The organism is Clostridium sp. KNHs205, from assembly GCF_000702945.1.
Taxonomy (GTDB): domain Bacteria; phylum Bacillota; class Clostridia; order Lachnospirales; family Lachnospiraceae; genus Anaerocolumna.
The window spans coordinates 2,958,670-2,971,074 of sequence record NZ_JNLE01000003.1; the positions used below are offsets into that span (position 1 = coordinate 2,958,670).

12 protein-coding genes are annotated in these 12,405 nt (G+C 39.5%); all 12 read left to right on the forward strand.

From position 1 onward, the window contains the following. The first annotated feature begins 9 nt into the window (after positions 1 to 9). The 12 genes from BR73_RS0112210 (at position 10) to BR73_RS0112265 (ending at position 12,404) form a co-directional block, all read left to right on the forward strand. Entirely contained in the window at positions 10 to 927 is a 918-nt protein-coding gene (locus BR73_RS0112210; protein WP_033165748.1) for an ABC transporter permease, read from the forward strand. Positions 928 to 938: 11 nt separating this feature from the next. Next, complete coding sequence (locus BR73_RS0112215) at positions 939 to 1,979, forward strand: ABC transporter ATP-binding protein (protein WP_033165749.1); 1,041 nt, start codon at positions 939 to 941, stop codon at positions 1,977 to 1,979. Continuing rightward, positions 1,976 to 2,950, forward strand: coding sequence for an oligopeptide/dipeptide ABC transporter ATP-binding protein (locus tag BR73_RS0112220; protein WP_033165750.1), 975 nt, complete (start codon positions 1,976 to 1,978; stop codon positions 2,948 to 2,950). The genes BR73_RS0112215 and BR73_RS0112220 overlap by 4 nt, the downstream gene beginning before the upstream one ends. Positions 2,951 to 2,990: 40 nt before the next feature. Then, positions 2,991 to 3,338: a hypothetical protein gene (locus BR73_RS0112225; RefSeq protein WP_033165751.1), complete on the forward strand. Its 348-nt coding sequence runs from the start codon at positions 2,991 to 2,993 to the stop codon at positions 3,336 to 3,338. A 696-nt stretch (positions 3,339 to 4,034) separates the two neighbouring features. Then, positions 4,035 to 4,667 carry a TetR/AcrR family transcriptional regulator gene (locus tag BR73_RS0112230; RefSeq protein WP_051685174.1) on the forward strand — a complete coding sequence of 211 codons (633 nt, stop codon included), beginning with the start codon at positions 4,035 to 4,037 and terminating at the stop codon, positions 4,665 to 4,667. A 244-nt stretch (positions 4,668 to 4,911) separates the two neighbouring features. Then, positions 4,912 to 5,613, forward strand: coding sequence for an ABC transporter ATP-binding protein (locus BR73_RS0112235; protein ID WP_033165752.1), 702 nt, complete (start codon positions 4,912 to 4,914; stop codon positions 5,611 to 5,613). 1 nt (position 5,614) lies between these two features. After that, positions 5,615 to 8,344 (forward strand): FtsX-like permease family protein, encoded by a 2,730-nt coding sequence (locus BR73_RS0112240; protein ID WP_033165753.1) that lies wholly within the window; start codon positions 5,615 to 5,617, stop codon positions 8,342 to 8,344. 121 nt (positions 8,345 to 8,465) lie between these two features. Then, positions 8,466 to 8,717, forward strand: a complete 252-nt coding sequence (locus BR73_RS0112245; RefSeq protein ID WP_033165754.1) for a dihydroxyacetone kinase — start codon at positions 8,466 to 8,468, stop codon at positions 8,715 to 8,717. A 282-nt stretch (positions 8,718 to 8,999) separates the two neighbouring features. Continuing rightward, on the forward strand, positions 9,000 to 9,320 hold the full coding sequence (locus BR73_RS0112250) for a hypothetical protein (protein WP_033165755.1): 321 nt from the start codon (positions 9,000 to 9,002) through the stop codon (positions 9,318 to 9,320). Then, a complete protein-coding gene (locus tag BR73_RS0112255) occupies positions 9,310 to 11,271 on the forward strand; it encodes a V-type ATP synthase subunit I (RefSeq protein ID WP_033165756.1) in 1,962 nt (653 codons plus the stop codon). Before BR73_RS0112250 ends, BR73_RS0112255 begins: the two co-directional genes overlap by 11 nt. A 20-nt stretch (positions 11,272 to 11,291) precedes the next feature. Then, positions 11,292 to 11,774: a V-type ATP synthase subunit K gene (locus tag BR73_RS0112260; protein ID WP_033165757.1), complete on the forward strand. Its 483-nt coding sequence runs from the start codon at positions 11,292 to 11,294 to the stop codon at positions 11,772 to 11,774. Positions 11,775 to 11,807: 33 nt separating this feature from the next. Then, positions 11,808 to 12,404: a V-type ATP synthase subunit E gene (locus tag BR73_RS0112265; protein WP_033165758.1), complete on the forward strand. Its 597-nt coding sequence runs from the start codon at positions 11,808 to 11,810 to the stop codon at positions 12,402 to 12,404. Position 12,405: the final 1 nt, after the last annotated feature.

A 12,405-nucleotide genomic window follows, 5' to 3' on the forward strand; every position in this document is an offset into this window, starting at 1 on the left:
GAGGTTTTAATGGCAGTTATATCGCAAAACAGTTTTAAGAGAATAGAAAAAGACAGATTCGACAGCGACCTTATTGTACGTCCGACTATAACATATTGGCAGGATGCCTGGCGCAGATTGTGTAAAAATCCAATTGCCCTGGCTTCCCTGGTAGTATTGGTACTCTTTGTGGTCATGGTTATCATAGGACCTTATATCAGAGGTTATGATTATACTACAATAGTAGCAAAGAATAAGAATCTGCCTCCCTCCTCCGCCTACTGGTTCGGTACGGACAATCTGGGAAGAGATTTATTTTCACGAGTGTGGTTAGGTGCAAGAGCTTCCTTGATTGTAGCTATTGTATGTACCCTGATTCAAATAGTAATAGGCTGCGCCTATGGCGGTGTAATGGCTTACTTTGGCGGAGTGACGGACAATGTTATGATGCGTATTATTGAGGTAATTACCTCCTTGCCCTCCCTTTTGATTACCATGCTTGTAATGATGGTACTGGGTAACAGTTTATTTGCCCTTTTAACGGCAATGTGTCTCACTTCCTGGTGCGGAACAGCAAGACAGGTCAGGGGCCAGATTATGCAGCTGAGGGAATCGGAATATATTATGGCAGCCATTACTCTGGGCGCAAGTCCTTTTCGTATTATCACAAAGCACCTGCTGCCCAATACGCTGGGGTTATTGATCTTAAACCTTGCCTCCAGTATTCCGGATTATATCTTTACGGAAGCCGGTTTAAGCTTTCTTGGAATGGGGCTGCAGGCACCAAACACAAGTCTTGGAATTTTGATCTCTCTTGGACAGACAACGATGGATTTTCATCCGAACCAGCTATTTTTCCCGGCAGCAGTGTTATGTGTGATTGTGTTAGCCTTTAATCTTTTTGGTGACGGCTTAAGAGATGCTCTTGACCCGAAGCTTCGTAAGTAGGAGGAAACTATATGGGAAAATTATTAGAAGTTGAGAAGCTGCAGGTTTCTTATCATACCTATGCCGGAGAAGTACAGGCTGTAAGGGATATTTCCTTTGACCTTTTGGAAGGGGAAACCCTTGCTATTGTTGGAGAATCCGGCTGCGGCAAATCCGTTACTGCAAGAACCATACTAGGCTTAAGCAGTACCGGGAATATGGAGATAAAAGCCGGCAGTAAGATATTATATCAGGGCAGGGATGTATTAAAGTTTACAAAGAAAGAGCTGAGTGCTTACCGTGGCGGTGAAAGTGCCATTATCTTTCAGGATGCATTGACTTCCCTTAATCCAACCATGACCGTAGGAAAGCAGATAGCAGAGAACCTGATTATGCACCGCCAGATGAAGAAAAAGGATGCGCTTACAGAAGCTGAAAAAATGCTTCGCCTGGTAGGAATACCGAACCCTGAAAAACGTGTAAAACAGTATCCCCATGAATTTTCCGGTGGTATGCGGCAGAGAGTGATGATTGCCATAGCCTTTGCCTGTAATCCGAAGCTGCTGATTGCTGATGAGCCGACAACTGCCCTGGATGTTACAATTCAGGCACAGATAATGGATCTGATAAAACAGCTTCAGAAGGAAAATAACACAGCCGTAATACTGATTACCCACGATCTTGGCGTGGTAGCAAATACCGCTAAAAGAATAATGGTCATGTACTCCGGTAAAATAGTAGAGTACGGGAACAGCAAGGATATCTTCTATCATTCCAAGCATCCATATACCATGGCTTTATTAAAGGCAGTCCCAAGGCTGGATCTTGAAAATAAACAGGAGCTTGACTCCATACCCGGTGTGCCTCCGGATTTGATCGCACCGCCAAAAGGCTGTCCTTTTGCTTCCCGGTGTAAGTATTGCATGGAAATCTGCTGTGAGGAAACCCCTGAGATGACAAGTTTTCAGGAAGGCCATGCCGCTGCCTGCTGGCTCCATCACCCCGAAGCACCAAAAGCTGATAATCCTTTTGTACAGGATATAATGGAAGAAACGGAGGCGGTTATAGAATGAAAGATAATAAAATAATACTGGATGTAAAAAATCTGGATAAGTATTTCCGCCTGGACAGTGATTCCCTGCTAAAGGCAGTGGATCATGTCAGCTTCCGGATCTGGGAGGGTGAAACCTTAGGTCTGGTAGGGGAATCCGGATGCGGAAAGACTACCTGCGGCCGTACTGCCATAGGTTTATATAATAAAACAGCGGGAAATGTTTACTATAAGGGAGAGGACGTTCACGAGTTAAAAGGAAAGGAAAAGCAGAACTTTAAAAAGAATGTGCAGATGATCTTTCAGGATCCATATGCATCCCTTGATCCAAGAATGACAGTTGCAGATATCGTAGCAGAAGGAATCGATATTCATAAACTGGCTGCAGGCAAAAAAGACAGAGATGAAAAAATCTATTATTATCTCAATCTGGTAGGTCTAAACAGAGAACATGCCGGAAGATTCGTCCATGAGTTCTCAGGAGGCCAGAGACAACGAATCGGCATAGCAAGAGCATTGGCTGTAGAACCGGAATTTCTGGTGCTGGATGAACCGATTTCTGCATTGGATGTTTCCATACAGGCCCAGATAGTAAATTTACTGGTAAGACTCCAAAAAGAAATGAAGCTGACCTATCTCTTTGTAGCTCATGATCTTTCCATGGTCAAACACATTTCAGACAGAGTAGCAGTTATGTATCTGGGTAAAATAGTAGAAATCACAACCTCTGACAAACTGTACCGGAATCCTCTGCATCCATATACCCAGGCCCTGCTGTCTGCAATACCTATACCAGACCCGGAGATTGAAAGCACTCGTGCAATCATCAAACTGGAAGGAGATGTACCAAGCCCCATAAATCCGCCGGCAGGCTGCAGATTCAAAGGAAGATGTAAATATGCAACAGCTGTTTGCGGAGAAATAACCCCTGAGCTGCAAAATATTGGGGACGACCATTATGTGGCATGTCATCTATATAATAAGAACAGTTAGTATTACAGCCAGTCAACTGTCAAAAGGGAGGAACCAGACTTTGAAGTTAAAGAATTACTTAATGGATATTCTAAAAGCAATGGTCATAGGCCTTATAACCAGCGGAATTGTCATAGTACTGATTGGAGTCATAGCACTTATCGTTAACAGCGGATCAATATTACCAAGCCTTACAGTAGTCAGAAGTGCCCTATGTATCATAGGTTCACTGGGACTTATAATATCTGCTGCCATGTTGTTAACTAAAAGGAATGGTGTATCAAAGGACTATGAAAAGGAGTGGCGGGCACATTTTAACCACTTTAATCTGCTTGGTGTCATCCTTACTGTTTCTTCTGTCTTACTTCTTATTGCGGGGGGAATTGACAGCCTGCTGTATGTATTTTAAATAACTGTGAGATTAACCTTAAAACCAATACAAACATTCAGATTGAAGTCTGTATACTAAAACTATCCTACCCCGAACTCACTTTCATAAGGTTTACTCCTTTTATTTTGTGGCTTTAAGTACAAAATCTTTGCTTATCTCTCTTCTTTCTTAATTAAGCTGTAGCAAAGTAATAATTAAAACATAGCTTAAAGCGATATAAAAGAAATAGATAAAGCAATGATTATAACATAACTTAAGCAATAATTAAAGCTGGACTTGTATCTACGTTATTTACACAAGCCCAATTAAAGTGTTTATAAAAACCCTGTTTAAAGTAATAATGAGCCATAATCAAAGGATTTAATCCTTATTCCAACCAATAAACAGGCGATTTGCATAAGACAGAAGGAATGAGTGCGCCTATGTATTAGAAGTCCTTTTCTCTGAAGCTTTTGTGCTATATCCTCAAACGGATAACTCGCTTCGCTCAAACAGATTGTCTGAGCGAAGCGAGTTATCTGTTTGAGAATATGTCAAGCACAGAAGCATCAGAGAAATAGGACTTCTTATAAATTGTAATCGAAGCATGAATCTTTCTGTCTTATGCAAATCGCCGTCCGTCTGTAAATACCAACTAAAATAATATTTGACAATTCATGGCATCAGAGTTAAAATAGCACTGTTATAGATAACGGTGTTATGTTGGGGGATACAGTGAAGAACGAAAAAGATACAAAAGCTAAACTTCTTGCAAGTGCGAAACAGGAGTTTATGGAAAAAGGCTACATGCAGGCATCCCTTCGTAATATCTGTAAAAATGCAGGTGTGACAACAGGAGCGCTGTATTTCTTCTTCAAAGATAAAGAGGATCTATTTGCCTCTTTGGTTGAAGAACCTTTAAATACCCTGAAAGAGATAATGATCAGTCATTATACAGAAGAGATGGAATATGTCACTGCCATACATCAGATGAAGAATGATTTCACAGATGATATGGAGGCGGTGGAAGAACTACTTCACTATATATACCAGTATTACGAGGAGTTTCAGTTGGTTCTGACGAAATCTCAGGGCTCACGATTTGAAAAAAGCGTTGATTTCTTTGTGGCAGTTACCGAAAAACATTACCGGCTGCTGACAGATAAAATATCCGAGATTATAAAAGCACCTGTTTTGAATGATTATATGGTACACTGGATTTCCCATATGCAGATAGATATCTTCGTACACCTTCTGACTCATGAAAGATCGGAAGCAGCTGCAAGAGAGCATATGATACTAACAATGCATTACCTTATGAATGGCTGGAACGGCTTCTTTGTCGTTCCGGATAATAATAAAGAGTAAGCAGCTATACGCTTTTGGCGTATAGCTTATATATTAAGTGCAACATAACGGTGTTATGTTGCTTGAAGAAATAAGTTCAGCTGAAAAAACGAGTCAGCAAAAAACACACCAGCAAAAAAAGCACCCAGCTGAAAAAAGGTGTTCAGCAGAAAAAAGATGTTCAGCAGAAAAAAGATGTTCAGCTAAAAAAAGGTCAGCTGAAACATGATGATCGGTAAAAAAAAGAAACCGGAGGTAAAGTTAAATGTATTTGGAAGTCAAGGACATGAAGAAAAGCTACGGAGAAAACGGCAGTTATATTCAAGTGCTAAAGGGAATAACAACAGGTGTTGAAGAAGGAAAAATGTGTGTAATACAGGGAGCCAGCGGTTCCGGAAAGTCGACTTTTCTAAATTGTATCGGTGGGTTGGATTTACTGGATTCCGGTTCCATAAAAGTAAATGGAAAAGAAATTGCAGGGTTAAAAAATGATGCATTATCCGATTACAGACGGGATAATCTTGGCTTTATCTTTCAATTCTACAATCTGGTACCGAATCTTACCGTGAAGGAAAATATCCAGGTCTGTGGATACCTTTCCGATAATCCATTGCAGCTGGAGGAACTGCTAGAGATTCTGGGACTTACAGAACATCGGAATAAATTTCCGTCCCAGCTTTCCGGGGGACAACAGCAAAGGTGTGCAATAGCAAGGGCACTCATCAAGAATCCCAAACTGCTCCTTTGCGATGAACCTACCGGTGCACTTGACTCAGCGACCTCAAAAGATATCCTGATTCTCCTGGAGGAGATTAATAAGAAATTTGGCACAACGATGCTTATAGTTACACATAATAACGCAATAAGAAATATGGTACATAAAGTGATAGTAATGAAGGATGGACAGATCAGCAGCGAACATAATAACGAAATAAGAATACCCGCAGCGGAACTGGAGGACCTTTAAAATGCAGAAAATATTACGAAAAAGAGTCTTCAGAGAGCTGAAAAGCAATATCTTTAGGTATTTAGCCCTTGGGTCTATGATTGTACTTGGTATGTATCTGGTTGTCAGCCTGGTAGGTGCTGCTGATACGGTTATTACCCAGGTTGATGAAAAGTCAGAAGAAAGCAGGCTGGAAGAGGGTGAATTTTCAGTATTTGTTCCATTGACAAAGGCTCAGGAAAAAACACTGGAGGATAAGGGGATATCCCTTGAGCGGATGTTTTATCAGGATTTTAAACTTGCTGACGGCAGTACTTTAAGAAGTTATGCAAATCGTAAAAATATCAATCTCATTGTCATAGACAAAGGCAGAGCTGCTCAGAAAACCGGTGAGGCAGTAATTGAGAAGAGATATAGTGAAGAACATGGATTACAAGTGGGTGGCAGCCTTACTGTTGGCAGCAGCACATTTACGATAACCGGTATCGGAACAGTACCGGATTATGACGCAGTATTCCAGAACTTTTCCGACAGCAGTGTTGACAGCAAGAGGTTTGGACTTTTCTTTGTGACAGAGGAGGCATATCAGGAACTAAATGCTTCAAAGGAAAGTATTAAGTCCGAAGAATATGTCTATGGCTATCGGTTAAATGGGAAGCTTACTAATGCTGAACTGAAAGCAGTACTGCAGGATTTCGAATTTCTACCGGAAGAGGTGGAGGATGCTTCTTTTCAGGAATATTGGAAAGAGACAGCAGGAAAATTAGAGGAACTGCAAAAAGCAATCCAGGAACTCAACAGCGGAACCGATAAGCTGGCAACAGCACTAAATACACTTAGTAATAATAATCGTATAATGACAGATGGGGCAGAGGGAATATTTGCGGGGTATCTGACCAGTTATTCCAAACAATTAAATAGCTATGGGTTAGCAGTTGAACTTACAAAAGAAAATTATAATGAATTATTAACCATGTTGATTGACCAAACAGATAATGAACAGTTGCAGTCAGAGCTTATGAGAGGCAGAGAGCAATTAAGAAAGCTTGAGGATTTTACAGCCGGTATCGCCTCTTATACGGATGGAGTTAAAGCATCAGCAGAAGGCTCGGCTGATATTAATGCCGGTACAACAGAGCTTAATGAAAGCACGGATACTCTTATAAAAGATTATAAAAATAACAACAGCAGCAATCTGATTCAGTTTATTACGTCCGCAGATAATCCAAGGATTAAAGCATCATCAGGTGACCAGATAATAAATAAGTATGCTGGATTGATAGCAGGTGTTATTGTTATGATACTCTTTACCTTTGTTATTTCTGTATTCGTAAGCCAGGGTATCAAGAAGGAGAACAGTGTTATAGGAGCCTTATATGCCCTGGGAGCCAGGAAAAAGGATTTGATGTTACATTATCTGTCCTTACCCGTAGTGGTGACTTTACTGGCAGGTATTATAGGAACACTCCTTGGTTTTAGTAAATATGGTGTCAATCTTCTGATGTCAGACTGTTACCGGTACTATTCCGTGCCAGAGTTTCCTGTTATTTACCCTCTCTATCTGGTTCTTTACGGAGTCGTAATGCCGCCCTTTGTGGCAGCCCTGGTAAATTGTCTGGTAATCAATAAAAAGTTGTCTGAACCGGCACTAAAGCTGATACGAAATGAACAAAAAAACAGTAAAACCATGGAGATTAATCTTGGAGAAATTGGTTTTATCGGCAGCTTTCGTATCCGTCAGATGTTAAGAGAAGCGAGAACCGGAATTACGGTAATCTTCGGGCTTTTTATTTCCTTGTTAATTGTCATGCTGGGTCTTAACACTTATACGGTTTGCAACAGGCTGAAAGCAGAAAGTAAAGCTGATACAAGATATGAATATATGTATACCTATAAATATCCTGAGGCAGAGATACCATCAGGGGGGGAAGCAGGTTATACAAGGTCCTTTTCAAAAGAAATCTATGGTTATGATCTGGAAGTAACCTTACTGGGGATTGATAAAGCAAACCCTTATTTTGATATTCAGACAGAACCTGGCAAAAATAAAGTAATCATATCCACTGCTATGGCACAAAAGTATCATTTGAAAACCGGTGATAAGCTTATAGTTACCGATAAGGAAGACGATCAGGATTATGCCTTTACTATCACAGGGATTACACAGTATTCCGTGGGATTATATGTTTTTATGGATATAAACAGCATGCGTGAGCTGTTTGGGCAGAAAGAGGATTTTTATAATGTAATCTTTTCTGATAAAGCATTGGATATGGACTCCGGCAGGCTCTATGCAGTAACAACAAAAGAAGACATAATCAAAAGCGCGGAGGTTTTTATTGCAATGATGCTTCCTATGATACAGATGCTGATCGGTGTTTCTGCAATAATTCTTGGCATAGTAATGTATCTTATGCTAAAGGTTATGATTGAGCATTCTGCATACAGTATAGCTTTAATGAAAATATTCGGTTACCGTGGTAATGAAATACGTAAACTTTATCTAAACGGTAATTTCTATACCATTACAGTAGGTGCAGCTTTCTGCATTCCTTTGGCTAAGAAAGTCATGGATGGAGTCTACCCCCTTCTTATCTCCAATGTTGCCTGTGGTGTGGAACTAGGATATACCTGGAGCCTTTACACAGGAATATTCCTTGGGATAATTCTCTTGTATTTCCTTATTAATCAGATGCTGATGAGAAGAGTTAAACAAATGACTCCTGCACTTTTGCTAAAGGAGAGAGAATAATAAAATGTGGCTTGTCGTATTTCAAGATATGGAATTACTTGACTGCTCAACCTATGTAATGATAAAATTATTACAGACTGTATTACAGTTGTTATTATAAGAAATAATAGGAGGATTTTAAGTGATTGAATATATATATGATACTCAGTTATTAATAGAAGGGCAGAATTTATCAGAGGACGAGATTAATGAATATATAACTGCAAATATTGAAGGTGACTGTTTGCTGGCAGTTGGTGATGAGGAAATGATAAAGATTCATTTTCATACCAATACACCTTGGAAAGTTCTTGAATATTGTGCTTCATTAGGGGAAATATATGATGTAGTTATTGAGAATATGAAGAGGCAGGCTGATGGGTTACACGGATAAGGACTGTACAGATAGAGCAATTATTAGATTATTGTGCTTCTGCTAAACTATTTTTTGTATTTATCGAAATATTTAGAAAAATTGCACATTTTGGAATTCTTTGTTGACTAATAACAAAAAATATATTATGATTTATTAGAAAATCAAATAATACTGACGTCAATCGGTTGGACAGGAAACTGTTTTCAAGTCATCGGAGCTAATAGGGGGAGAGGCTCATGATGCTTAGAATGCAGTTTTTTTTTAAACCATAAATAAATAATAAAAGTAAGGAGTGATTCTATGTCAATTGAAACTCTTGCAGCAATCAAAGAAGCGGAAGAGCGGGCACTTGCCATTGCTGAGGAAGCAAAGCAGGAGGCAGCAAGACTGGTAAAGGAAAAGAGAATTTCCGAAAAACAAAAAAATACGCAGTTACTGGAAGCTGCAATGGAAAGGAGAGTGGAGGTACTAAAGAAAGCTGAACAAGCGGCTGAAGCCCAGGGAACTCAATTGGAAGCCGGTAATCAGTCTGTCTATGAAACATTGGACAATCCGCCTAAAGCAAAGGTGGAAGAAGCTGTTAATCAAATAATAACGAGGGTATTAACGTATGGCAGTTGAAAAAATGAAGAAATTGACGATCATCACTTTCAAAGATGTTCGTGAAGTTGTTTTGAAGGAGTTTCAAAAAGCAGGAAATATTCACTTCAAAGAGTTGGAGCTGAGCGGTCTGCCTCCGGAGTATCTTTTTCTGTCAAAAACAGCGCCAGTAGAGGAAAATAATTTGACAGAACATAAGACAATTGTTGAGAATACCTTAAAGGCACTGAATCCATATGTACCGAAAAAGAAGCTTACTGATAAACGGCCCCATATTACTTATGAAGAATGCTGTTCCTATCTTGAGAATACAGAATTAAAAGAACTCCATGAATCAGTAAGGAGTATATTGGAAAGGAAAGACAGCTTATCACAGGAATATACGAAACGAAAGAGTGAAAATGCGCAGTTAGAGCCTTATTCATTTCTGGATTTTCCTGTTTCTGAACTTAAGAGCTTTAATAAGGTATATGCAGTTTTGCTATCTGTTCGTGGAGATAATCAGGATGAAATAGACGGACTGGCAAATGAGTTTCCGGAAGCTTATCTGGAAAAGTTGGGTAGAATAAAACAGGAAGTGGTATATCTTTTTGCTGATCATGCAGGTCAAAGCAATGATGTTCGAGACTATTTAAATCAGCACGCAATAACAATCATAGACCTTGTATATGATAAAACTCCGATAGAATTAATACAATTAAATCAGGAGCGAATGAATGCGATACAGGAAGATATCAAATTATGCAATGAAGAGCTGCAAAAGTTTGGAGCTGACTATGATAAAGTTCTAATTGAGAAGGATGCAATTAATACCTGCCTGAGCCGTAATACAGTAGTAAATAATTTTCTGAACAGCAATTCTATTGTGTATATGGAGGGCTGGATACCTGAAGAAAATTTAGAAACCCTGAAGGATATGCTTGAGACAGTAATTCCAGAGAAGTATTATATGGCTGCTGAGGAAGTAGACAGTGAGGACTTGGAGGTTCCGGTCAAGCTGAAAAATAAAGGATTATTTGCTGCCTTTGAGAGTATCACAGAGATGTTTAGTTTGCCCAGATATAACGAGCTGGATCCAACAGGTGTTCTGGCTGTATTTTATCTTGTGTTTTTCGGAATGATGGTTGGTGATGCAGGTTACGGAATATTGCTTACAGCTGCCTGCTTTTGCATCTTAAAATTTGTGGATATGGATGAAAAGAGAAGAAAATCTATTCAGTTGTTCTTCTACCTGGGTATTGCCGTTATTTTTGGCGGGATTTTATATGGAAGTATGTTTGGTCTAACCTTTTTTGCACCTATTCCGGTGGAAGGCGGAGGCCATAAGGCGATTCTTGATACACAGTCTGATATTGTAATTATGCTGGTATTATCAATGGCTGTTGGCCTGATTCATATTTTCAGCGGTTTGGTCATGAAAGCTCTTAACTGCTATAGACAAAAGGATTATGTCGGTATCATCTGTGATTCCGTTTTATGGATCTTAACACTATCCAGCGGTATTCTCTTATTGTTAAGAGGTGCCGGTATTATGAGCTTTGGAACTTCAAAGCTATATGGTATGGTCTTTGGTGTTTGCATTGTGGGGCTTGCAGCAACACAGGGCAGAAGCAGTAAATCGATTGGAGGCAAGATTGGTGGCGGTCTGTACGGGGTGTACGGTCTTAGCGGATATATCGGAGATATCGTATCCTACACAAGAATTGTAGCTCTTGGTTTATCTGGAGCTTATATTGCTTATTCCTTTAATTTATTATCCGGTCTTATACCAGGCACTATAGGTCGGATACTCTTTGGTACAATTGTAGCAGTGTTCGGGCAGGCTCTGAATTTTGGATTATCCTTATTGGGAGCTTATGTTCATAGCTGCAGACTACAATATGTAGAGTTTTTTGGTAAATTCTATAACGGCGGAGGAAAAGCATACCGTCCGTTTAAAATAGAAAATAAAAATATATCAATTAAAAAATAATTAATCTGGAGGATTAAATAATGACGATGGCGAACTATTTTTTAGAAAACGGTGGATTTATATTTGCTGCTTTAGGAGCGGTATTTGCGGTAGTATTAGCTGGTATTGGTTCCATGAAGGGGTGCGGGCTGGCAGGACAGGCTGCTGCCGGCATCATAACAGAGGAGCCTGAAAAATTCGGACAGGCATTGATTCTGCAGCTGCTTCCAGGTACACAGGGATTATACGGCTTTATTATCGGCTTTCTGGTACTTTTACAGCTTGGTAACGAACCGACCATGGGACAGGGACTCTACTTACTTTTTGCCGGTCTTCCTGTAGGGTTAGCAGGTCTTTTATCCGGAATTGCACAGGGTAAAGTTTCAGCAGCAGGTATGCAGATTCTTGCTAAAAATCCTGAGCATAACACAAAAGGAATTATTCTTGCAGCTATCGTTGAAACATACGCTATTTTAGGTTTTGTTGCTTCTATTATCATGTTATTTGTTACCTATCCGAGATAATGAACCTGCCGTGTGCTGAAAGGGAGTGAAGATTTGGGTAGTTTAGAAGGTTTAACCCGCAAAATAATAGAGGATGCAAAATTACAGGCTGACGAAATCATAAAACAGGCATTGGATAAAATAAGCGTGGAACTTGAGGAAGAGGCTGGAAGAAATACTATTCATTGTGAAAAGATCAAGGAAGATGCTGAAAAAAAAGCAGATGAAATATACCGAAGAGTCATTGCTGAAAAAGAGATGGAAATCAGGGATAAAAACTTGTTCGTTAAGCAGAAACAGTTAGATAAAGTATTTTTTGAAGCATTAGGAAGATTGAAAGATCTAAGTCTGGAGGAGTATTTAAAGTATTTAGAACATACCCTTTCTGGGAAGAATTTGAAAGACTATGAAATCTTCCTTCCGGATAAATATAATACAGAAGAAAATGATAAAGCCATAAAGGAATTACTTGACAAGATCTGTGAAAACAGCGGTGTTCTGTCAAATATCCAATACCAGCCAATTGGGGGCGGATTTATTCTGATGAAAAATGGAGTGGTAGAAAACTATACCTTTGAGACCTGGATAGATATTATAAGGCAGGACGCAGAAGGCGAGGTACTGGAAATTCTATATGGAAAGGGGAAGTGAA

Coding starts and splice junctions, on each gene's coding strand:
- BR73_RS0112215 (WP_033165749.1), top strand. CDS start 939: ATGGGAAAATTATTAGAAGTTGAGAAGCTGCAGGTTTCTTATCATACC.
- BR73_RS0112255 (WP_033165756.1), top strand. CDS start 9,310: ATGGCAGTTGAAAAAATGAAGAAATTGACGATCATCACTTTCAAAGAT.
- BR73_RS0112235 (WP_033165752.1), top strand. CDS start 4,912: ATGTATTTGGAAGTCAAGGACATGAAGAAAAGCTACGGAGAAAACGGC.
- BR73_RS0112220 (WP_033165750.1), top strand. CDS start 1,976: ATGAAAGATAATAAAATAATACTGGATGTAAAAAATCTGGATAAGTAT.
- BR73_RS0112260 (WP_033165757.1), top strand. CDS start 11,292: ATGACGATGGCGAACTATTTTTTAGAAAACGGTGGATTTATATTTGCT.
- BR73_RS0112240 (WP_033165753.1), top strand. CDS start 5,615: ATGCAGAAAATATTACGAAAAAGAGTCTTCAGAGAGCTGAAAAGCAAT.
- BR73_RS0112210 (WP_033165748.1), top strand. CDS start 10: ATGGCAGTTATATCGCAAAACAGTTTTAAGAGAATAGAAAAAGACAGA.
- BR73_RS0112250 (WP_033165755.1), top strand. CDS start 9,000: ATGTCAATTGAAACTCTTGCAGCAATCAAAGAAGCGGAAGAGCGGGCA.